The sequence below is a fragment of the Rhodococcus sp. C-2 genome, from assembly GCF_027854095.1.
In the GTDB taxonomy this organism is placed as follows: domain Bacteria; phylum Actinomycetota; class Actinomycetes; order Mycobacteriales; family Mycobacteriaceae; genus Rhodococcus_F; species Rhodococcus_F qingshengii.
Map to the genome: position 1 here is coordinate 290,730 of NZ_JAQGFI010000009.1, position 22,304 is coordinate 313,033.

The window sequence follows — 22,304 nt, forward strand, 5'->3', positions numbered from 1 at the left end:
GCACGCGTGTAAGCCGACGTGGAGACTCACGACCGACAGGCGCGATTGGTATGTCCTGGTCCCGATTCGAGATGGTCCTCCGCACGCTATCGGACTTGTTGTAGTAGAGTATTTTTCGCGGGCGACCGGGATGTTTGCGGTGAGGGTTCTCGATGCTCGCCGCGAAGGAGGAACAACGGGGTGGGCACGGTGGTCACCGACGTAGGAGTCGTCGTAGTCGGGGCTGTGGGCGGCGCACTGGTGCAGAGTGCGCGGTGCTGCTCGTGCAGGAGGTGACGCTCTCGCGGTGGGATCCAGGGTCCTTCGTAGACGCGGAGGTCGCATCCGCGGCACTGGGTTCGGAAGTAGCCTTCGCTCATCGATCGGGTTCCTTTCGTTATTTCTCGGCGACGAGTCTCGGCGGGCGTGTGGGGGCTGCCGACAGTCATGATCGCGTGGGGAAACCGTAGCGCTGCCGCATCCGGGTGAGGGCCGCGATGTCTTCATCGTTGACCTGTGTCGCGGCCGCCCAGGCGAGGCTGTCGGTGTAGTCGCGTCGACGTTGTCGTCGTTCCTCGGGCGTGAGTGCCGTCGCGGCGGTGTGAGGGTCCGCGCAGTTCGATTCGGTGTTTTCGAATTGCGCGAGGTACGCGGCGAGGATGGCGGCGTCACGCCGAAATCTACTCAACACTGCTGCCTCGCCTCGACATGGCTGCACTCGCGCCGACTCCACGACGTGTCGGAGACAAGTTCTATTTCAGGCATGGGACGTCACACTCCATTCGGTCCCGACCTTGTGAAGACAGTGCAATCTTTGATCAATCGGACTTTAGCATCGCATCGCAGAGGATCAGTTATCCCCAAGCTATTGGTTGGGCGGTGGCAGCGCTTCCAGAACCCTGGGTCGAGATTTTCAGGCGAGCGTGGTTGGGCAGATACGAGCATCGCGCGTGGACAACCATGCAGTTACCGGTGTCGAGTTCGAACAGACGAACTTTCATTGCACACCCGTATCGTTCGCCCCCATTTTTGGGGTCTCGGCAAGCTCTGACGTGCGTACTACGGTCGAGCAGTCGAGTGGACGACCCATCAGACGACCCCACCAGCGTGGCCTCGGCAGCCCCCACTGACGCCGGTCCGGCCGTCACCGATCTGCAGAGAAAAGGGACAAACTATGCATCTTCGAAGGTTCATGACAACAACTGCAGCGATCGCCGCGACGACAGTTGCCGGAGCTGCAGTCGCGTCGGCCGACGTGGTCATCCCTCAGACCCCGACCGTCCAGACAAGCATCGCCGGTGACACGTTCAGCGCTACTGTCACCAACACCAACACGATCAATTCGCACTGCGGCCTGACTGTGCTGACCGCCGACCTTGCACCAACAACTGTTTTCCCCGCCGGTTTCGATATCGGCACCTCGAACTGGGACACCCACCCTGATCCCGTGTTGCCCGGTGACACCAAGACGTACACCGTCGATGACCTTGCCGCGGGCACGTATGTCTTCTACGCCGGATGCACGACGACGGAGAACGAAAACTCCGAATGGGTGAACTCGATGGTGCAGGCGGACACGTTCACCATTACCGGGACGACGGGGGGAGAGGGAGGACCGGGCGGTTCCCTCGGAAATCTCTTCGGGTCGTCCTGACCCCAACTTGCTGTGTGAAACGGAACTGCGGCGTGCGGAAACGGACAGCGATTGTCAGCGGGCAGTGTGTGTTCGGAAGGTCGTAGCCTGTTTCTGGTCGTAGGGTTGATGGCGCCGCGTGTTCTCGACCCAACCCCGAGAGGGTGGCGCCAGGGCTTGCCGGTCTCTCGGTGAGCGTCGACGGCCCTGTTCGGTGCGCTGGCTTCTGTCACGGTTTTCAGTGCGCCAGGGCTCCACTGGCGAAGTCTCACTCCCTTGCCGGTGGAGCTCCTTTTCGTTCGGATCGTCTCTCGAACGACGATTCCTGCACGCGGGGAAAGGTTGGAGTCGGGGCCATCGCGCCGCGCCGGCTTCGATGAACGCAGAACCTGACTGATCAACGTCAATGGACGCAGTATCCCATGTGAGAATTCGAACAGCTGTCCGAAAAGTGAAACACGTTACCAAGCAACGGTTTCCAGTTGTCTGTGAATTACGGTCACGTGATAGTTTAATATTCACAAACCGGACAGTCTGTGCTAGTTTTTGCTGATCTTTACTTGCATTCCTTATCGAGAGGTTCAACTCGTATGCCACCACTGCTCGCCGCGCCGGAATTGTCGCCGCACTCGTCAGCTCTGCAGCCCTGATCGCCCCCGCTTTCGCCGGCGCGCTGCCCACTGGTTCGCTCGGCTCGGACGAGACGGCTCCCGGCTTCACGTGCGATGCGACCTCCACCGAACCAACGCCAACGGTTGGGGTATCCCGTTCGACGACGAGAAGAATCAGACTGCCTCGTACTCGGCCGAGAACGTGCTCGACGAGGACGGCTCCCTCGAGCTTGAGGTCGACGGCGTCGAAGACCGCTCCGTGTCGTATCACTCGGCCGGCGGTGTGAAGCTCGCCGACATCCTCGACACCGACATCAGATTCGCTGAGCGCGCGGAGACGGCGAAGGCATCGTTCCAGCTGCGGCTGAGCGGCACCACCGGCGGAAAGTTCACCGACACCGGCTTCACCACCCTCGTGTGGGTTCCGGGCGTGACCGCACCGGACACCACCGAGGGCGCCGTGCACACCGAACTGCAGGACGGGCAGTGGTGGAGCACCCAGAACATTGACGGCGCAAAGGACTTCGCCCGTGTAAGCCTAGACGCCATCGCCGAAGCGCAGCCGAACGCTGTCGTCGATCACTACGGCATCAGTATCGGTCGCGGCTCGGCCGCAACCTCCACTCTCGTGGATGCGGTGACGTTCAACGGTTGCACCACCAACTTCGCGAAGAAGGATGCCGAGACTGAGACCGGCACCGGCTCACTCGGCAACCTGGGCAACATCTTCGGCAGCTAGGGAAACGGCCGGGGGCATGACATCCGGTGGGTGCGGTAGCGGTCACGAACGGCCACCGCCCGGCGAACGGGTAGCCCCAAGTCGAAGAAGGGGGGGAGCCCGGTGTATCCGGGGTCCGCCCTTCTTCTTGTTCCGCTGTTTGTCACTACCGTTCAATCAATAATTTCTGAGGAGTTTTCATGGGATCTTTCGACACCGCATCGCTGAGCACCGAATCGCTCGAGGATCTCAATCTCGGCAAGGTCAGCGAACTGCTCAAGCTCGGCATCACCGCCGTCTCTTTCATCACCGCCCTGAACTCGCTCAGCTGAGCATCAGTTTCGGGCTGACACGAACGAAATGCCGCTGAAGTGTGGGCTCGGCAGGAACTGCTCCCGCCGCGCTGGATCCGAACTCGACGGTCCAGCGCGCAGGGAGCAGTTGTCGAGCAGATGGATCTCAGAGGCGCAGAAGCGGTCATTGCCGATCGGGTGCCGGCAATCGGATTGCGTGAATATCCACGGCCGGAAGATATTCCAGCTTTCCGGTACAAACCTCGGCCGAGGCTGAAGCGCATGCTCTGCGGATCGGCGCTCTGTCGGTGGTCGAGACCCTCGCGTAGCTCCGTGATTCTCGGAATTATTTGGCACAGAGCGCTCGATAAACAGGTCGCGGCCGTGGAAATGCTGGATCGACTGACTGGCGAGATCAGAGTGCCGGAAGTCTTTCTGCATCCCGTTCGGTGCGTGCCAACTCGATGTTTGCGTACAGCGCAGAACGCTTCAAACCTGTATTCCTACACAGTGTTTCGATCCTGAACTGTCCCGTCTCGTACGTTTGCAGCAGGTACGCACGCTCTTCTGGGGTGAGCTTGTGCTGACGACCTTTCATCTTGCCGGCCGCGGCAGCCGCGGCCACGGCGTCTCTGGTCCGACTTCTGATCAGGTCTGATTCGAATTCGGCCATCAGTCCGAGGACGCCGATGAACATCTTGCCCATCGGGTCGGTGGGGTCGTAGATCTTCCCGTCGATCGACAACGCCACACCCTTGTCCGCCAGTCGCCCCACAGTCTCGTGAAGGTCCTTCGCTGATCGGGAGAGCCGGTCGAGTTTGGTCACGCAGAAGACGTCGCCGTCGCGGGCGGCGTTGATCGCATTGTCGAGTCCGGGTCGCTGTGTCTGCCGGCCACTGATTCCGTGATCGACGTAGACCCGGTCTCGGCCGACACCTTCCTTGGCAAGAAGCTCGACCTGAATCGACGAATCCTGAGCCGCCGTACTCACACGCGCGTAGCCGATCTTCATTCCACTCCCGATTTTTGCCGTTCACGACGTCCAGTGGACGAATCGTCCGTTAGAAACTATGCCATATCGGATTATTTCAACGGACAGCAAAATGGACGGAACGCGCAGAAATTTCCCCAGGTGAATCGCACGTAGGAGCGTGTTCGAGATCGTCCGGTATGACGATGGTCAAAACGCACGCCCAAACCCGCAGGAGGGCGCTCAGCGGATTTGGATGAGGAGGTGATGGTTGAGATTCTGGTTGGGTAGCGTGCGTATGTGACTCTGGAAGAGAAGTTGTGAAAGCGCCACCCCGGTCGGTGGCCGTGACAGTGCTGGTCTTTGCCGGTTTCGGCCTAACGTGTGGACTCATAGGTGCTGCGGTGTTGCGGTGGTACTACTCCCAACCGTTCACGATCTATACGGCCAGTTACCAGCAAATGACTTCCGATCGATACGGATCGACAAGGTCTCGGTTTACCGATTCATAGTGGGGCTGATCATTGGTGGACCCATTTTCGGGGCCGCAGGCGGAGCACTCGTTTCAGTGGCGGATTGGAATCTCGCGCGGCGAGAACACGCATGACTCTGTCTAAATGACTCTGTTCAATTCCCGTCTTCCAAATAAGAAGGCACGAGCGCGAAACCGGTTGGTTCGGTCGCGCTCACCCCTTCGGAAATGTGGAGCACATGTTTTCCTGGATAGCGACGTTCGACAATGAGCACAACATGACTGAGGTGTACAAAGGGTCTGCGCCCGACGAAAGTTCCGCCTTCAAAGACATGATTGCCACTGCTCGAGGGGTCTACAGGGAACGGCCAGACGTACGTGCGCGACACTGCAGTTTGGGTATTGCAGCGGATCGGTTTGTCCCCTACAAGCTGTCGACTGCGGCAACTTCAGTGCTCCTCCCAGACGAGGAACTGATCGAACTCATCAACGCTGCGATGGAAGCCCAGCGCTACCGCGATGAAAACTACCGCCGCACCATGGAAGAGTCGCGGGCCTCGCGGAAGAAGTCGGTGCCATCCGAGGTGGTACTGCCGACGTCGGTGGGAGAGTCGTGGGCTCGGATAAGTGCCTGGTGTGACGCGTCGACGCCCGGTTGGGACACTGAATTCGCTCCTTCGACCGCAGAATTGTGCGTGCGGTACGCCGCCGCGACCTCGTTGACGTGGCCGGAACAACTCGTCGATTTCTACACAGTCCACAACGGGACCAGAGGGATGATGATCACCCCACTCGGACCGTTCTTATCTCTCGACGAAATGCAAACGTATCGAGAAGCGATGCTTCAGGCATGGTCCGATCAGCCCGATGAGGATGCAGGCGAGGTCCGATCAGCCCGATGAGGATGCAGGCGAGGCCGGCACCTTCCAACGGCGATTCGTGAAGGGATTAATTCCGATCGCTGGCAATACCGACTCACTCTTTGTCGTCGATCTTCGACCTGGAGCCGCCCACGGATCGGTAGGACTCTACTACGGGGAGGATGGAATCGACTCATCACCGCAGTGGGAAAACCTCGCCACGTTCGTCGGCGACATAGCCTCCGCCCTCGAGAACGGTAGCACTTTCTGGTCCTTCCACCCGGTAGTGTCCGAAGGCTATCTCGACTGGGATCTGGACTAGCAGCAGAAGCACTCGTTTTGCCCGAGTGCGTCCGCAAAGGCCGTACCCGTCGTTATGAGGATTTGTATCCGAGATCGTCCGGCGTGGCGATGGTCAAAACACACACCTTAACCCGCAGAACGGCGCTCAGCGTTGATTGCTTGCAGGGGTAGAACCTTCATAAAGAACGCCCAGCCAGAGACCCCTGGCCGAGCGTTCCTCATGGTCCTCAGTCGTCAATCCGAGATGGTCACGGCGGCCCTCCTTGGATTGCGTAGGCCTTGTATTTCCCATCCCACTGCAGGTACAGATTCACCCATCCCACTGCAGGTACAGATTCATCTGCCCTGACAGCCCTTCGATTCCGTAGATCGATTTCCCAAGCGGATACATCTTCGTAACCTCTGAATCGCCCTGGTTTCGGTGGATCAGCTCTCGCAGCGGGCCTGCTTCGATCATGAACTGGTGATAGTCGGTGTCGATGACTGATTGGTGTCGTTCGATGGTCACTTTCGAGCTTCTTCCGACTGGTGTGGTGGGGGTTATGTGCAGGTTTCGGTGATCATGGGTTCGATCGGCATTTCGGACAGTGACGTCACCCCTGCAATTCGGGCCTGGAGGCACACACCGGCAGACATCCATTGTTCCCAGTCAAGTCCCAGTTCCTCGTCGAGATAGCCTTCAAGACTTGTCTGATCGGACGGATCCGCAATTCGGCCGAGCTCGAACCGACGCTCGACGACGCCTTCGCGTGCGAGAACGAATGTGGACAGCATGTTGACATCCCACTGGACAGTGATGCTGGTGCCGAAGGCTGGAGTTCCTGAGTGGGGTGTACCCCGATGATGCGGGGGCGATCGCCGAGCACGGCATCGTGGCCGCGCTCGATGATGATGATGCGTTCGTGTTCTTGCTGCGCTTGGTCGGTCCAGAAGCCCCGGCGTTCGCGGATGAACTGTGGCAGTTGATCAGTGGTTTTCTCAACAGTCGCCGCGTCGAGGAGTTGTTCGGAGGCTCTGAGGATGCCGGGTTGGCGGATCCCGACACAGTGAGAAGGCCGAGATACCTCCCGCCTCCTACTCGACCGAGGATCCCAAGGTGAGAGTGTCTGGCGGCTACCGCCGTGCCAAATAATTCAGGGAAGAATGTGCCAAACAATCCCGAGAGTCACAGCGTAGCCCAAAAGTTCACCCATGAGGCAGCAGTGTTCTGCCCGTGACCTGCGTTGTTTTCGCTACGGACGTGACGTCCAACCTCAATTGTTGGTGTGGGAACTCTCCATCGGCGACGAATATGCAGTCATGATCGGCTGGAATGGAACGCGTGGCATCAGCGGTTTCAGTTTGGGCGATGGCCAGTCGATGGACGCTTCGTTCGCTCAAGCAGCGGCGTGGGTCGCAGATATAGTTCAGACCGAGTTGGCTGGCTACGACTTCGTGGAAGGGCCCCATTTGGTGAGCCGCTCGCTATCAGAGAATCAACGCGTGTGAATACAGCTGGCTGAACCGTGCCGGGTTTCTTGCCGCTCCTATGCTGGCGACATCTCCGGCTGGAGAATCGATAGTTGAGAGTAATAGGTGGCCTCGAACTCGTCGGGAGTGACGTAGTCCAAGGTGCTGTGCAGGCGGCGGGCATTGAACCAATCCACCCATTCCATCGTCGCGAATTCGATGTCGTCGATCGTCTTGATCGCCCCTTGCAGAAACGGACGGCTCTTGGAAACTGCTTCTGTCTTGAACAGTCCGATTGTCGACTCCGCAAGGGCGTTGTCGTAGGCGTCGCCGACGCTTCCAATTGAAGCTGCAATTCCTTCCAGCGCAAGCGTTTCTGCGAACGAAATTGATGTGTATTGACTGCCGGCATCGCTGTGATGGATCAGTCCGTCACCGACCCGATTTCCACCGTGATCGCGTCGCCACAACGCCATCTTCAACGCCGTGGTGACCATCGCCGTGTCCTTCACTGTGGAGGCATGCCAGCCGACAATTGCCCGGGAGAAGCAGTCGATCACGAATGCGACGTAGACGAATCCAGCCCAGGTTCGGCAATAGGTGAAGTCGGTAACCCATGTGCGGTTCGGAGCGTCAGCGGTGAAGTCGCGATCGAGCAGATCGGGTGCCCGCCGACTGTCCTTGCCGCCCGGAATTGTAGTTCGGTGCTGCCGGCCTCTGACCACCCCGTTCAGTCCTTCGTCGCGCATCAAGCGGTCGATGGTGCAGGCCGCGACATGGTGGCCTTTGCGGCGCAGGTGAGCAGTCATCTTTCGTCGGCCGTAGAGCCCTTCGGCAGTGCCGATCGTGGCCCGCAGTTCCTCGATGAGGTGGGCGTCGGTGATCGTCCGTGCAGATGGTGTTGCGGTTTTCCAGTTGCGATACGTGCGTGGGGCGACCTGGAATCCTTGTGCGGTGAGCACTCGGCAAATCGACTCGACCCTGAAATTTTGTGCACGCATATCGTCGATGAACTGGACTATCAGCGGCGGCGAGGGTCGAGTTCCCTCGCGAAGAAAATCGATGCCGACTTCAGAATTTCGTTGGCTTCCTTGAGTTCTCGGTTCTCACGCTCGAGATCTTTGATGCGTTGCTGTTCCGCAGACGTAGCACCGGGAACTTGGTTGGCATCAATCTGGGCTTGCTTGGTCCAGTTCCGCAGCGATTCGGCGCCGATACCGAGTTTCGGGCCTATCACCTGACATGCGGAGTAGACGGACCGATATTCGTCGAGGTGATCGAGGACCATCCTGACGGCTCGCTCACGTTGCTCGGGCGGGTAACGCTTGGGCATGATCTGCATCCTTCACAAAAACGGATGCGGCATCAAACCCGGCACGGTTCATACCGCCGTACTGCTTGCGCCAGTTGTAGAGCGTCGGCACGGAGACGTCGAGTTGTCGGGCGATTTCCTCGACGTCGGCGCCTGTGGCGGCGAGTTCGTCGCCTTGGCGCAGTTTGCGGATGATCTGTTCGGGAGTGTGCCGTTTACGTCCAGCCATGAGTTGCAGCCTTCCATGCCCTTGATCAGGGCGGAAGGATTCTCATAACTTGCGGGTCACTTGACTGGGGTCATGCCATTCGTCCAGTGGCCCTCACAAGGTCGCTATCTGCTGGTGCCGCGGCAGATCGACGGAACAGCCGTCTGACTCGACCCTCATACCGGTAGCGTGATCGCTCGGATCGGTGAACTTTCCACGAGCGTCAATTGGTGATGTAGGGCTCCGATCGCTTATGCCGCTCCCATGAACAGCAGAATCCTCGGGGCCGCCCGCTACGCTGCATGATGCGTTGACCTGTTGAGACCAAGAGCGTTTATGAAACGTCGTTCGGAGAAGCGGAAAATCGGAGCCGATCGACTGCAGAGATCGTCCTGGGCCCCGCTTGAGCGGTTGCCTGCATGGTTAGCCATCCGCATGTATGTCGTGGGCCCACCCCTGTAGCAGTTTCCGTGAGGGAGAAGTCTCCAGTCCGCATCAATAGCAAAATTGCGCCCGACCAACGCTGAATGGAGAGATTGCAATGGCAAAAGATATCAGCATTGAACTAACAGATCGCATTGAACGAATGGACGCACTAGAAGATAGGTTGGGTATCGAATTAGAAGATTTATTTGCTGTCTACGAAAATGACGGTTACTTCATCGAATTATTGGTAAACTTTGACTTGGTTGCAGCGTCGGGAAAAATTGATGATTCGCTGGAGGTCAATATTTCAGTCTATAACCGAAATGTCCAGTTGGTTGCTATAAAATATACTTATGCCAGCAAAGCTGGGTTCATAGGATGTCCGTCCCATTCGGTCTGAACGGGCGTGACTATTATCCACCGATCCCGGAGCTGGCAACGTGGAGGCCCCGCACCATCCACGATTGGCGGGCATTCATTAAGGACCCTCGAACAAGCCGCGCGATGGAGAAGGCAACAGCCTGGCATTAGTATCGACTCGTCGAAACAGTAGTGCATGTTCGTGCACAGTAATTCTGACTTAATGCAGCAGTCTTCTGAAACTGACATACCCGATCAAGATCGAAATGCGACTGACGAAGGTGACTGATAGAGATAAGGAAACTCCACCGAAAGTGGAGCTGCCCGTCACTTTCTCTAGGTGTACTACTCGACTTCGAAGATCTTCATGACTTCGTCGCCATAGTCGTTGATCACTTTCACTGCGATTCGTCCAGTACTGGGCTTCGGGAACGGTCGTGACGTCGTGGAGTACAGTGAATCCCACGCCTCCGCGTCAATATCAGCTTTAAGTGACCGTTGCAGCTGTTCATAGGGCTTGCTCCCGCCGGTGAAGTAGCAATGCCGGACGAAAAATGACTCCGAGTTGTAGTCGCTGTCGATCATCCACAAGGCAATCTGCGAAGTATCATGGGTGCGAACTTTCCCTGTGTTTGGGTCGTAGACATCGACGCCGAGCAGGTCTACTACCACGGTGTCACCATCGACGTTCAGTTCGATGTCCGGCTCACCGAACACCATGAACAAGTTCCCGGCGCCGGTTTTTTTGAGTTCGTCACCCATGAGCAGGTCGGCATTCATTCGCACGAACAGGACAGGTAACCGGCCCAGGTTCCGTGAGGCTGCTACTTCCGCGAAGTCGTCAGTCTTCTCCAGGTCGCCACCACCGTCTACTGTCTTGACGCCGCTTGCAGCTGGATCGAATGCAAATGCGAGTACTGCGAGGACATCGATATCGCCGGCTGTGATCGCCTCGCGGGCAGCATCTTTCACGAACCGCGGTGAAACCGTCCCATACTGCGGACCTATCGCCAACCCGACCCGCAGAGGTGCCTCACCAGACTCGGTGCTCTGCGCTGCTACTGCCTGTACGAACTGTCCTGCGTAAGGTTCTAGAGCCTCAAGCTCCATACGCTCTGACTTTCGGCCATTTTGGATCCCTGACGCGGACAGATTCGAGAGAATCATCTGTTCGAATGATTCATTATTGGAAACGTCATCACCGAGTTCGTACTGCTGATTCAGGCTGGCACGCTGTTCCCCGCTCGTATCCTCTCCTCCGTTGAAGGAAGCAGCCCGATGCGGTGATAACGACTCGACCGTGAATCGTCCCGCCACGCGAACTCGACGAGGATCTTCATAAGGTCGGTCATACAGCAACTCCTGGTCAGCGTGTCGCGATATCGCCTTATCGATCTCGTCTCTAGCCATCCCCTCTACAACGTCAGGGTTATTGGCTATAGAACGAAGCATCACATGAGGAACCCGTGCGTATACGAATCCGTGACGGATATCGTTGGTTGCAAGACCGCTTGATGCCGGGTGCGCGGATAGCTCCCACTCTTTGCGGCGACCCGCGTCCGAGTCCGCGAGAATGTAGTACGGATACTTTGACGCCATCAGCCGTTGACGTGCAAGTGCAATTGCTACTCGTGAGGTGTCAATTGTTATCCAGCGGCGTCCATACTGCTCAGCAACCGTGGCTGTGGTCCCCGACCCGCAGGTAGGGTCCAGAACCAAGTCACCAGGATCAGTGCTCATAAGAATACAGCGTTCGATCACTTTGTTCGCGGTCTGGACGACGTAGACCTTGTCGCCACCGAACTGGTTCTGGCCAACGGTATCGGTCCAGACATTGACCAGCGGATAGGCGGGAAAGTCGTCAAGGTAGCGAATGTAGCCCAGGTTCTTTCCGCTGCCCGCATGTACGCGCTCAGCGAGAAGTAGTCGCTGCATACCTTCTTCACTGGTCTTCCAGACCCCGGGATGGGGACGGTACGTTCGGCCGTTCACGGTCACGGGGTAACGAGTCTTATCGACTCCAGAAGTCGACGTCAGGTTGTCTACGCCGAAGATACGTGCGCCATCTGGTACTGGTTGGCCGCGCTTTTCCTCTTTCAAGAGTGGCCGAGTTGTCCCGTCCGCCAATCTCACGCTGGTGTAGAGGCTTCCCCCTTCTTGCCCTGCTTTTTTCTCTTTCCATAGCGCGCGATACTTGACTCGATCTTTGCTCTTTGCATACCAGAGCACATAGTCGACGACGCTCGGAATGCTTTTTAGTTCTCCAGGACTTCCTGCACCTGTTGTCTTCTGAACGACGATCGTCGAATAGTAGTTCTCGGCTCCGAAAACCTCATCAAGCAGGCTGCGGACAAGGTGCAGGTTCTCCTCGCTGATCTGCACAAATATTGATCCGGAGGCTGCGAGGAGATCGTGTGCGGCGACCAGTCTGTCTCGCAGGTAGGCGAGGTATGAATTGATGCCATATTCCCAGGTGTCGCGAAACGCCTTGATCATCTCGACATCGCGAGTAATGTGCTCGATCTTGCCATCTTTGACAGTGCGATCACTCGCAGCAGTTTGGAAGTTGGATCCGAACTTGATTCCATAAGGAGGATCGAGATAGACCATTTGAACTTGTCCGCGAAGGCTCTCTCGTTCAGCAAGTGATCCCATGACCTGCAGTGAATCGCCCAAGATCATCCGGTTTGACCAGTTGGCCGAGTGGCGGTAAAAGTCGACGGAGTCGTATTCGTCGAGTCCATCGAATACATCGAACATGGCTATCTCGGGTTCGAGTTCGTCAGCCTTGGCAGTTTTACGGAGATTTTCGATCAGCACTCGGGGGTCGATCTTCTCCTGGATGAAGATCGGCGGGGCGTCGACTTTGAGGTCTTGGGCATCTTGGGCGTCTTTGCCCTTCCACACCAGTTGAGGATCCAGTGATGTGTCACGGGGATAAAGCACTACCCTCGGTGCTTCGATCTCGGGTGTCACGAATGCGTGAGCGTCTGCCGTGGGCAGATTGGTGCGCTTGTCGCCATGTTCAATCCGTTCGACCGGTGTTGGGCCTTTGGGTACGGAAGCCTTGCGTGCGTTCATTCTCGGGGGCTCCGTTTCAGAGGGTTAGCTGGTCGGGTGTTGACAGGTCTGCGGGGATCGGAAGATCGTTGTTGAGGTGTCGGATCGCTTCGGTAAGCGCATGACGCGCGCCGCTCATGGATCGAATCTCGACATAGCCCCATCTGCCGAGTCCACCGTGATTGTTAACCGCGGGGATCCAGGTGTTACGTGCCGTTTCCGCCTTGGCCAACGTCGGGCCGGCGGGCTTCTGACCTCCGGAAACTTCGACGATGAGGGTTCGAGTGTGCGGGTCGCCGTCGCGTTCGACCAGCTTCACGAGAAAGTCCGGGTGGTACTCGGCTGCCTTGCCTTTATGGACGTAAGGGATTGTGAACCCAAGGTGGTCGTTTTTCACGTATGACGCCACCAGCTCAGCCATGTCCTCAAGTGTCTCGGCAATGGTTTTCTCCCACTGGTTGACACCGCCTGCGCGTGCTGGGTCTAGGACCACGTGGGAGATCGGTGATCGCTCAGTGTCGATCACGGGTTTACGGGTCTGAAAGTACACGTTGTCGGTGGAACCGATTGGCCGAAACTCCCGCAGTACGGGGCGAAGCCAGGTGATGCGCTTCTCTTCGTCTTGTTCGGTGAGTGCTTGGTAGATGTACTCGGAGGCCTCGACGAGACGTTCGGTGGTTTGCATGATTTCACCGATGTGGCGGCCAGCTTCGATGGTGACGCACTCGCGTAGCCAAGTTCGGCAGAGCTTGGATATGTCACCGAACAACCATGGTCGGCGGGAGTTGTCGTCTGCCGTCAGTTGACGGGCGATCAGAGTTTCAGCAAGTTTGTATGCGACCGTTTGTTCACGGATGCCGCGCATGTTCCTTCCTTCGATGACGACCGATTCTCCTACCAGCCCGGAGGTTTCGGTCCAGGTAGGAACATTAGATGCAGACAGCAGGTAGTTGCGGGCGGTCGTGATGTCGATTGTCGGCGGCAGGTCCGGCTGTTCGATCCGGTAGCCCTGTACATGCGGAAACACGATCTTCATGCTTTCCCGCTCAACTTTTGTGTAAACCTCGACAGCGGGAGGGGACGGTGGTGTGTCTACGACGGTGCCATCAGAGGGAATGAATGCGAACGGGATTCCGTAAACGTTGGCGTACTCGGGATCGAACATCCCTTGGTCGTTGAGTGCATAGGAACGACGGCGCAAGCCTCGGCCCACCACTTGCTCACACAGAAGTTGGGAGCGGAACGCACGGATACCGAGGATATGGGTGACGTTGTTGGCGTCCCATCCCTCGGTAAGCATCGATACCGAAACCACGCAGCGAACGTCGGCACCGAGCTTGCCGCGCTTGCCGACGGTGTTAAGCACTTCGCGTAGCAGATCCTCATTGGTGATCGAGTCGGCATCTGCACCTGGGTAGCGGATGCGATAGTCAGCTTTGAAGGCCTCGATCTCTGCGGCCGCGGTCTGTGCGAAATCGCTGGTGAATGATTCGCCGGACTCGATGGCTTTCGAGTCGATAAGCAGTGAAAGCGGCCGTGCATGGGGTCGATCACCAATCCCATTCGCGAACAGCGGCAGGTTGCCCGACTTGTAATGGTCGCGGCCGTCCTCGTCGTCGGCAAGGGAAATTACGCCGGCGACCCACTGGTAAACCAGCTTCGAGACCAAGGTGTTCGAGCACACTACGATGAAGACTGGGGGCGGTTCACCGAGGTCGCGGAGTTGTTCTTCCCAGAGCGCGTATGCCTTCTCATAGTCCGCGTACAGCGACTCGAGCGCACCTTGGACCACCGGTGGCGGCATCCAAGTATCCGGGTTAATTGCCTTGTCAGTATTCCTGGCGGGTAGCTTCGGATCGATGTTGTCCCACAGGTTCAGATACGCCACAGTAGCGCTGGCAGCGTCGTCGTTGACGGGGGTGCGCGGCACCTTGACAAGACCCGATTCGATGGCATCCATCAAGGAAAAGTCAGACGCAACCCATGGGAAGATGAATCCTTCCGGCCACCCGGATCCGGTTAGGTAAAACGGTGTGGCGGACAGGTCATAGACCGTCTTGATGCCAACTTTTTTAGCAATCGAGTGCAAGCCGCGAAACCACATTCGAGCCGCTTCGGTGGCTTCCTTCACCTCAGTCTTCTCGATCGTGGAAAGTTTTTTCACCTCGGCCGCGGCCTCATCGGTGGCGCGATCTACGTAGCAATGGTGTGCCTCGTCGTTGAACACGACGATTTCAGAAAGCTTTCCTTTACCTGTGAAGCCACGCAGCACACGCGAGACCATCTGCTCTGGGGTTTCGGTGAACGGGTCGACGGACTTACCGACGTTGAGCAGTGTTCGAGTGTTTTTGGCAATCCCCTTGGCTTCATTGACTAAACGAAGCTGTAATTGATGGTAATTGATGATCTTGATTTCAGCTTGTCCGAGGGCATGCTGCAGGTCAGGCGGGACAAGATCGCGTTCGTCGTAGTAATTGTCCGGAACTGAGGGTTGCAGTACCTGCAACCGATCACGGATCGTAACGCCTGGCGCCACAATCAGGAACCGTTTGGAGAAGCGTCCGTCGCGAGGCGAATGCACTTTGTTGATGGTGTTCCAGGCGATGAGCATGCCCATGACAACAGTCTTGCCGGCACCGGTCGCCATCTTGAGTGCGATTCGTGGCAGATCCTGGTTGTGCTCTGCGTTGATCGCATCCATGCGAGTACGCCAGTCGGTATTGCCTGCTCGGCCCGCGACCTCAGCGAGGTAGATCGCTGTCTCGGCGGCCTCTCGTTGGGCGAAAAGCACGCGGTTCTCTTTGTCCGGGTTGGACCAGTGTTCGAGGAGTTTGCGAGTGTATGGCGTGACGGTCGGATAGCCACGCATCCGCCATAATCCCACTTCGCGGCGCAAAGAGTTGATCAGATCGTTGGTTTCACGGCGTTCGCGCGTGATGTCGAGATCGAGAGACTGCTGCTCAGCGGCAGGGACTGACATCGCCGCTGCGGGCGTGGAACCCTTCTTCGCCTTGGCAATCGGAACGAACGATTCCGAAGGTCTGCGTCCATCAACGATTGTGCCGGTTGGGCCTTGCTGACCGAGTTCGTGGTGCCTGCTCGGGATCTCGTACGGGTTGTTGAGGATCGGCTGAGCGATTGTCCCACTCATCGTAGGCTGCAAATCTGTCGTTCCACGCTCTTTCGCACTGCCGCGAACTCCTCCCTCGCTGCGCCAGTGTGACGCAGTCCTTACCGCTGGTGGACGATGAACCTCCAGTACAAGAGACGCTACCGGGTCGCCAGTTGAAACATTTGAACACTCGGTACTTTGAGTAGCCAGAGCTCGGATACTCGGCTTTTTCGGGTCAGAGATGGGTGGGCCTCGATACTTTCTGATGACCTCCGTGATCTCGCCATTCCGGTGGAAGTAGTCAGCAAAATCGTCGGCAATCTTTACATTGGCTCCGATCTGCCCCTGCTCTGTGCCGAATGATGCCTGAGTCGTGGTGGGTGCTGGGTTTGCGCCACGGCGACAAAGCTTCGGACAAAGCTGTGGTCAGGCCGGTTTTTTCGGTGGTGCGGATCAGGGTGATGGCTCCGCCGTGCGACACGAGGGCGTTGCCGGTGGTGTCGATGGAGAGTTTCGGGTAGCAGGAAGTAGACTTGTGCACCTGAAAGGTGATCCTTCTGTTCGGATGAATACGGGCCTCAATATTCCGCATTCTTCCAGGTCGGGTCGCCTTTCTTTATGTCCGACTCAGGATTTCGAAGCACTCACCGTGAAAGCGCGAGGTTAACGGCTGCATATCGGGTTCAAGCAGGACTGCCGATCCCGATCAGCTCAACGATCACGACTAAGGTAAACGGCCATGCGAAGTCGCTCTCGGGGATGCACTATTCAGGTTCACTTGTGGAATGGAGATCCTCACGGTATTCGGGTTGTTAGCCGTGCCGGCTGGGACGGGTATCTCCTCGTAATTCCCTCGTCTGAAGCTGACATTGCGCGAGAGCTCGACGAGGAGCTGAACCGAATCAGCACCGTCGTGATGCTGGGTCCGGCCGAAAACGGCAGACTCCGTGTGCGTCTCACACATGCCAGCCCAGCTGTAGCCCAACTGGGTGCCTTCGCCTCAGATCAACTGTGGACCCATATGTTCGTGCTCGGCCGAGAGTCCGACTTTCCTCAGGTATTCGCCCGCCAAGTAGCCTTACGTCTCATCCAGGCAGCTCGTCGCCATGGGCAGGTCGAAGTTGTCGAAACGTATCCCACTCCGCCTAAGCCAGTTCGGGCGGCTGTGCGAGACGAGGTCGATGCCTTCACAAGAGAAGCCATGGTCTTCTTGGCGCTCTGTGGGGTAACGATCTTCGACACGACCATTGAGAGGGAACCCTCTGCATCTCAGGGCCCCAGCTGCACAACCACGAATGCGCCGATTATCGGTTCCGGCCGACACGGGAGATCTGGTTCTGCGTCGGCCGATACACGCCCTCCGCCTGCACGACCTTCACAAGCCAGATCTAATCAGATGACGGAGAAGGCGTACTACGACGAAGATATGCACCTCCTCCTCGAACTCGGGTTACTCAAGGGCGGACAGCTGCTCCAGCTGCCTCAGCCACGGAAAGGCGTCACTCACCAGGCCACAGTCGAGCCTGACGGTGCGTTGCGGTTCCAAAACAGGCGGTATCCGTCACCATCCGGTGCAGCGGTGGCAGCTACCGGAAGTTCAAGCAACGGCTGGATCGCATGGCACACAACGGACGGCCGACCACTTGATTTCCTTCGAAAGACGGCTCGTAAGAGCAAGGGTAAGAGTTAGCTTGTCCGTGATCCTGTGAAGTACCGACGAAGGCTGTTTATAACAGCTTGAGTCGAGATGAAGATCAACTGTGGAAACGGTGCTCTCTACCAGTGGCGGCTGCACCTCGATTATCCCAGCGATTGCGCTTTGCCTCGTTGTGGATTGTTGATTGCGAAGGAATCAGAATCCGCTACCACCAGTCGAAAATCGATCGGTATTCGACGCTTGAGTAGCTATTGCATTCGTGCAGTTCAGATCTGTTCGGATCTGTCGAGAACTCGTGTCGAGAATCTATGTCGGATTGCTGCATGGCATGGCGTTTTCGACGTTAATTAGGCGACGTTCTTGTGGCGGTGATCCACATCAGGCCAGAGCAATGCCCGCCAGCATCGTGTCACCAGCAAGGGATGGGTTGGTTGTTGAGGCTAAGGCTGGTTATAAACATTTTCTCGTACTGTGCAGCTGCGGTGGAATTCCGGTCGATGGCTGCTCGGAGTTAGGCGTTCGCTATACCAGGATGTGTTTCGGCATCGTGAGGCAGTGACTACCCTCCAGAAGGAGGCCCCTGCCATGGCAAGGGCCTCCTCTTACGGATCCGGAGAGCGCAACTACTGGTTAGCTGCCGAAGGGACTTCCCGAACTGGTCGAACCGGAGCTTCCGGCGGTGTTCGAGCCGCCGTCGTTATCGCCGGGGTTTCCCCCCGCCACCTCCACCACTATTGGATTCAGCAGCTGAGATGCCAATTATTTGCGGCGCGGAATCCTGCGTATCGGACACGAGCACGTTGACCTCGAGGTGGTCTCCTCCGTCCGTCTCGAGGATGATCCGATGATCCCCGTCGTGGGCGTCGGAAGGAACATGGAAGGAAACCACTGCGGAACCTTGATCGTCAGTGGTGAATTCGCCGACCAGGACGGGATCGGACGCCAGGAGCGCCCTTCCGGCGGAGTTCTTCTTCATTCCGTTGGCGCTGACGACAACTTCCTGACCTCGTGCGAGTGTCGTGTTTGCCGCAGGAGAGCTACCTCTGTCGCTGCAGTCCAGGCTGAGCACGTCCAAAACTTTGCCCATCGACTGCGCTGGATATCCGGTTCCTGAATGCTTTGCGAGCTCCCCGTACGTGATCTTGTTAACGCTTTTCGCGACGTCGATGAGGACGGAACGAGCGGCATCAAGCGTCGTTGACAGCAATTCCGTGACGGTTATCTCGGCGTTGCCCTTCCACGGAATGGTGATGGTCGATTGAGATTTCCACATCGGAGCTTTTACGGTCATTCGTCCTCATTCTCGTTTGCCGGGCAGCGTCGACTTGAGATTCGCTGCTAGGCCGGGTGCCGTGGTGCAGCAGGCGTCGGTGACGGTGGCGCTCGGAAAGGGGCGGAAAAGAACCTCTACGGACAAGAATCGAATCGGGCCAACGACGGTGTCGGTCTGAGGGTAAGCGATCGCTCTCAACTTTTCGGGTTAACCTGCGTGGGGCAAAACCCGCGCGAAAGGCGTCGATATGGACATGATCGGTCATCCAGAGATCAGGTACGTTGTGCCGCCGGTTGATATGAACGGGGTGGCGACAGGCCACGCGCCACGAAAGCGGCATGACGTGGACTGCGGACATTTCACATTCGATGGCGACACGGTTCTTGGTTCACCACAATTGGCTACCGAAGAACAGATGCGAGATGTGCCTCCCTGCCGGGACTGTGTGAGCAGAACGGCCTCCGCCGAACGCGAATCGCAGGCACGAGGCTCCGCCGGCCCCACCGGGCCGCTGTGCCCGACCTGCTTTGTCTCCACGCCCCTCAACGGCACATGCGATACCTGCGACTGAGAACCTATGGGAGCCGATGGACGCATTGAAGATTCGGTTCTGACTACGTCATCCAGGCCGGGGAAGCTGCCGCGATCTCATCAGCCATCACATCTGCATCGCCCAAATGTGGACACGTTTTCCCTGATTCAGTGCGGGGTTCCACACACTTCGAAGGAATCCGTGAGTCGGGAAAGGAACTGTAGTTCTCGGCGTACAAGATCGTGTCGTCATCTGTCAGATCCGTGTGACTGACCGCCGGCCGACGTCCTCATTCGTGGATGTACTCCACGTTCGATTCCTTGTTCTTCTTCTCGAGATAGGCGCCGAGCATCCAGATGAGGTTGTCGGCGCGTGAGTAGTTGCCGTCCGGCGTGATCGCAACTCCGACCAGTGAGCGGATCCCCGAACCGCTCAGTGAGCGTGGATATTCGGGAAAGTTTCAGGTGCGGATCACGCCGACTTTGCATCGCAAGCTTGCCTGTGACGCTGCTGAGGAAGGTGTGTCGCTTAACGCGTTGGTCTCCGAACGTCTCGCTTCTGCCTGATTGGCGTTGGGATGGGAAAGTTATCGTCGACGGCGGCTGGAAAGTGGCCCATTTTCGGCCCTAACGGTATGCGGTTTGCTGGATTTGGAGTGCGAACCAGTCGGTGAGCCATTGGATTGCGTTGCGGCCGGTGTTGTCGACGGTGAGTTGTGTGTAGTTGGTGTGTGCGCCGGAGGCGACGAACGTGGCGGCGTTGAGTCCTTGGCCGACGAGGGTTGCCAAGTCTTCCGTGTCTTGCGTTCCGGCCATCGCGGTCAGGGAACTGGTCAGCCCGCTCAAGTCCATGTTCTGGGTTTGGCGGCTGATCTGCGTGGGCGAGACGGATGGGGAACTTTCTTTGCCCAGTAGTGATGCCTCGGTCTTGCTCGCTGTCCCGGTGAGCATTGTTGTTGCGGCGGAGGCGAGGTCGAGTCCGATTGGTAACAGTCCGGCGAGCGCGGCCGGGTTTCCTTCGAGAACCTGCCAGGCGATTTCTTGGATCTGTCCGACACTGTTGGCGGTCGCGATGATATCGATCCTGGAGAGGATGTTGCAGACGATTGCCGCGATTTGCGCGGTGCCGGTCGCGTCCGGGATGGCGGAAAGGATCTGCGAAATCCATGCGAGGTCGACGTCGGCGGCCATTTTCACCAGTGGTGCGAACTGGTTGTTGAGATCGCCTGCGATCTGGTGGGCTCCGGCGACGTCGAGAGCCGTCACTCTCTGCGGCAGCATCGCGAGATCATTCAGAATCGCTGGGTAGTTGATGGAGGTGATACCGGTTGCGATGTTGAGAACTTGATCGACCACGACCCGCGGCTTGAGAACTGCCAGCACGCTCGATGCCTGGCCGAGGACATCCGGTGGGGTGGTGGCCAAGGGTGCTACCTGGTTGTTTAGTGCCGTGGCGGTGCCGGCGAGCGTGCCAGCTTCCGGTGAACTTGTCGCCAGGGATGTGTTCCCTGTGTCGATCAATTGCGTTGCAACGGACGCGATCCTGTTTACGTTTGACAACGCGCCCGACAGATCCGAAGCCTGGGCGTCTGCGAGTACCTGGTTAGCCGCGTTCTCCGAAGTACCTGCCGGGGCGGCGGCGAGTCGGCTCGTCGATGCTGGGTTCGCAGCCGCGGAAGTGAGAAGCTCCGCCAGCGGGCTCAAAGTGCCCAGCAGTGCTGTCGCGCTGTGGGCGACGCTGGAGACGTTGACCGATTGCCGCGCGGGAGGGTTGAGCGCTGCTGTCAGGTCGGCAACGTCGTCGCCGATGCCGCTCAGGTTGGCGTGGGAGAAATCGGACGTCAGGGCGGTCGCCAGACGTGAGCCGCCGCCGACGACTGTGGAGTCGGTGGATGCGCCCGGCGACTTACTCAGAACGGTTCCGAGCGCCCCGAGAATGCTGTTGCGTCCTTTGTCGATGGAGCAGTAGAGGTCTTGCGGGTCGCAGATCGTCGCGACCCGCCCTCTGAGCATGCCCATTCCCTGGGGGCGCGGGTCGGCAATTCCGGTCCCGGCGACGGATGGTCCGACGACGGATTCACCTTCAGTTCCTCGGCCAGGGTCCGCGAGCAGACCGACGGCGAGGACCTTGTCGGCGCTGATCGAGCCTTTCCCATTTCCGACGGCGGATGCGATGTCTCCGGCGGCATCCGCGCCTTGGGAGTAGCCGGAGAAGATGAATTTCGTCTGAGGACAGTTCGCGGCGACAGTGCTGACTTTGTCGTTGATGGCGTCGATGGCCGATGCCTTGCTGTCGCCGTAAGTTTTCCCCTGATCGAACGCCGAAGCAGAGTACGGGGTGTAGAAGATCTCAACTTTGTTGTTGTACTTCGTCTTCAGAGAATTACCCACCGCTGCGAGCATTCCGACAGGAACGCTGGGATCGGCGTCGGACGTCGTTTCCCACGTCCCAGGGGTCATCACTGCAAGGACGTCGGTGCACCCCGGCGTCGTCGCGGATGCGAGTGAGGGAACAGTGAGCGCCAAAGTCCCGGCACCGAGCGTCGACACGGCGAGCCCGAGCGCTAGTGCGCGTCGGCTCGAATCCGTCTTTCTGGTAGGTCGACGGCCGAATGATGTTGGTGCGGTCGACATGTGAGGTGGTGTCCGTTTCTGCCGGGATGATATTGCGTTCAGTGTTTACGGCAGTGGGTGCGGACGGCAAAGTCACTGTGGATAACTTTGCTGGTGGGCCGGTGTGTGGCGGCAGTGTCCAGTCGAGGGAGGTGGACGGACATCCTGCTCCGCGACTGTCGGAGGGACTAACTTCGGCCGATCTCGCGCTCGATCCCGCCGTTCATCGCAGGCTTGAACGTTGGCGTCCGGGGTGTTGGCCACTAATGCCGGATCTGGGTGGCGGTAAGAATCGACGCGCAGGTCAGTTGTGGAAGACTCGGTGCCGTGCCGATCGCCCAGATTATCCTGAGTTCGCTTACCTTGATCGTTGCCCTGATCACCGGAGAGCAATGATCAGAACCTGTGGATGGTTCTCGGCGAGGCGGCGTGAGTGGGCGCACCTTCCCGGGAATGATCTGAAA

General features: G+C 58.0%; 20 protein-coding genes and 1 pseudogene. 9 read left to right on the forward strand and 12 right to left on the reverse strand.

What is annotated here, in order from left to right:
• Window positions 1-424: 424 nt before the first annotated feature.
• Window positions 425-670: a hypothetical protein gene (locus PCS43_RS20820; RefSeq protein ID WP_064075816.1), complete on the reverse strand. Its 246-nt coding sequence runs from the start codon at window positions 668-670 to the stop codon at window positions 425-427.
• Between the two features lie 501 nt (window positions 671-1,171).
• Here PCS43_RS20820 and PCS43_RS20825 point away from each other — a divergent pair.
• The 3 genes from PCS43_RS20825 (at window position 1,172) to PCS43_RS20835 (ending at window position 3,273) form a co-directional block, all read left to right on the forward strand.
• Window positions 1,172-1,633, forward strand: a complete 462-nt coding sequence (locus PCS43_RS20825) for a hypothetical protein (protein ID WP_064075815.1) — start codon at window positions 1,172-1,174, stop codon at window positions 1,631-1,633.
• A 699-nt stretch (window positions 1,634-2,332) separates the two neighbouring features.
• Window positions 2,333-2,962, forward strand: coding sequence for a hypothetical protein (locus PCS43_RS20830; protein WP_231915226.1), 630 nt, complete (start codon window positions 2,333-2,335; stop codon window positions 2,960-2,962).
• Window positions 2,963-3,141: 179 nt separating this feature from the next.
• Window positions 3,142-3,273 (forward strand): hypothetical protein, encoded by a 132-nt coding sequence (locus PCS43_RS20835; protein ID WP_256066028.1) that lies wholly within the window; start codon window positions 3,142-3,144, stop codon window positions 3,271-3,273.
• A 376-nt stretch (window positions 3,274-3,649) separates the two neighbouring features.
• Here PCS43_RS20835 and PCS43_RS20840 read toward each other — a convergent pair whose 3' ends face one another.
• Complete coding sequence (locus tag PCS43_RS20840; RefSeq protein WP_064075814.1) at window positions 3,650-4,246, reverse strand: recombinase family protein; 597 nt, start codon at window positions 4,244-4,246, stop codon at window positions 3,650-3,652.
• 708 nt (window positions 4,247-4,954) lie between these two features.
• Between PCS43_RS20840 and PCS43_RS20845 the strand changes: the two genes are divergently transcribed.
• Entirely contained in the window at window positions 4,955-5,578 is a 624-nt protein-coding gene (locus PCS43_RS20845) for a hypothetical protein (protein WP_156525129.1), read from the forward strand.
• A 37-nt stretch (window positions 5,579-5,615) separates the two neighbouring features.
• A complete protein-coding gene (locus PCS43_RS20850) occupies window positions 5,616-5,858 on the forward strand; it encodes a hypothetical protein (RefSeq protein WP_197486236.1) in 243 nt (80 codons plus the stop codon).
• Window positions 5,859-6,149: 291 nt separating this feature from the next.
• On the opposite strand, the gene PCS43_RS20855 is transcribed toward PCS43_RS20850, so the two are convergent.
• Window positions 6,150-6,347, reverse strand: a complete 198-nt coding sequence (locus tag PCS43_RS20855) for a hypothetical protein (RefSeq protein WP_270923091.1) — start codon at window positions 6,345-6,347, stop codon at window positions 6,150-6,152.
• 32 nt (window positions 6,348-6,379) lie between these two features.
• The gene (locus PCS43_RS20860; RefSeq protein WP_064075111.1) at window positions 6,380-6,613 is read right to left on the reverse strand and encodes a hypothetical protein; all 234 of its coding nucleotides are present in this window, start codon (window positions 6,611-6,613) and stop codon (window positions 6,380-6,382) included.
• A gap of 417 nt (window positions 6,614-7,030) precedes the next feature.
• Between PCS43_RS20860 and PCS43_RS20865 the strand changes: the two genes are divergently transcribed.
• A complete protein-coding gene (locus tag PCS43_RS20865) occupies window positions 7,031-7,327 on the forward strand; it encodes a hypothetical protein (RefSeq protein WP_270923092.1) in 297 nt (98 codons plus the stop codon).
• 38 nt (window positions 7,328-7,365) lie between these two features.
• Here the strand turns inward: PCS43_RS20865 and PCS43_RS20870 are convergent.
• Window positions 7,366-8,621 (reverse strand): IS3 family transposase gene (locus PCS43_RS20870; protein ID WP_156525072.1). Its coding sequence is split into 2 segments (ribosomal slippage): window positions 7,366-8,348 and window positions 8,348-8,621, totalling 1,257 coding nucleotides; the frame shifts between segments, so codons are not numbered across the junction.
• Window positions 8,590-8,829 carry a transposase gene (locus PCS43_RS20875; protein WP_054802206.1) on the reverse strand — a complete coding sequence of 80 codons (240 nt, stop codon included), beginning with the start codon at window positions 8,827-8,829 and terminating at the stop codon, window positions 8,590-8,592. The genes PCS43_RS20870 and PCS43_RS20875 overlap by 32 nt, the downstream gene beginning before the upstream one ends.
• 520 nt (window positions 8,830-9,349) lie before the next feature.
• On the opposite strand from PCS43_RS20875, the gene PCS43_RS20880 reads away from it, so the two are divergent.
• Window positions 9,350-9,634, forward strand: a complete 285-nt coding sequence (locus PCS43_RS20880; RefSeq protein ID WP_064075108.1) for a hypothetical protein — start codon at window positions 9,350-9,352, stop codon at window positions 9,632-9,634.
• 305 nt (window positions 9,635-9,939) lie between these two features.
• Here the strand turns inward: PCS43_RS20880 and PCS43_RS20885 are convergent, their stop codons facing one another.
• From PCS43_RS20885 to PCS43_RS20895, 3 genes and pseudogenes are all read right to left on the reverse strand, one after another.
• Complete coding sequence (locus PCS43_RS20885; protein ID WP_064075107.1) at window positions 9,940-12,675, reverse strand: site-specific DNA-methyltransferase; 2,736 nt, start codon at window positions 12,673-12,675, stop codon at window positions 9,940-9,942.
• Window positions 12,676-12,691: 16 nt separating this feature from the next.
• Window positions 12,692-15,805: a BPTD_3080 family restriction endonuclease gene (locus tag PCS43_RS20890; RefSeq protein ID WP_064075106.1), complete on the reverse strand. Its 3,114-nt coding sequence runs from the start codon at window positions 15,803-15,805 to the stop codon at window positions 12,692-12,694.
• Between the two features lie 319 nt (window positions 15,806-16,124).
• Window positions 16,125-16,307, reverse strand: a pseudogene (locus PCS43_RS20895) (IS1380 family transposase); the annotation flags it as partial.
• Window positions 16,308-16,967: 660 nt separating this feature from the next.
• Here PCS43_RS20895 and PCS43_RS20900 point away from each other — a divergent pair.
• Complete coding sequence (locus tag PCS43_RS20900) at window positions 16,968-17,456, forward strand: hypothetical protein (RefSeq protein ID WP_269454958.1); 489 nt, start codon at window positions 16,968-16,970, stop codon at window positions 17,454-17,456.
• Between the two features lie 664 nt (window positions 17,457-18,120).
• On the opposite strand, the gene PCS43_RS20905 is transcribed toward PCS43_RS20900, so the two are convergent.
• Window positions 18,121-18,714, reverse strand: a complete 594-nt coding sequence (locus PCS43_RS20905) for a hypothetical protein (RefSeq protein WP_231915151.1) — start codon at window positions 18,712-18,714, stop codon at window positions 18,121-18,123.
• Between the two features lie 906 nt (window positions 18,715-19,620).
• On the opposite strand from PCS43_RS20905, the gene PCS43_RS20910 reads away from it, so the two are divergent.
• Window positions 19,621-19,794, forward strand: a complete 174-nt coding sequence (locus PCS43_RS20910; RefSeq protein WP_231915150.1) for a type II toxin-antitoxin system HicB family antitoxin — start codon at window positions 19,621-19,623, stop codon at window positions 19,792-19,794.
• Window positions 19,795-19,854: 60 nt separating this feature from the next.
• On the opposite strand, the gene PCS43_RS20915 is transcribed toward PCS43_RS20910, so the two are convergent.
• The gene (locus PCS43_RS20915) at window positions 19,855-21,861 is read right to left on the reverse strand and encodes a cutinase family protein (protein WP_082893275.1); all 2,007 of its coding nucleotides are present in this window, start codon (window positions 21,859-21,861) and stop codon (window positions 19,855-19,857) included.
• A gap of 242 nt (window positions 21,862-22,103) precedes the next feature.
• Window positions 22,104-22,304 (reverse strand): hypothetical protein (locus PCS43_RS20920; RefSeq protein ID WP_270923093.1); only part of this gene is annotated, 201 nt, incomplete at its 5' end.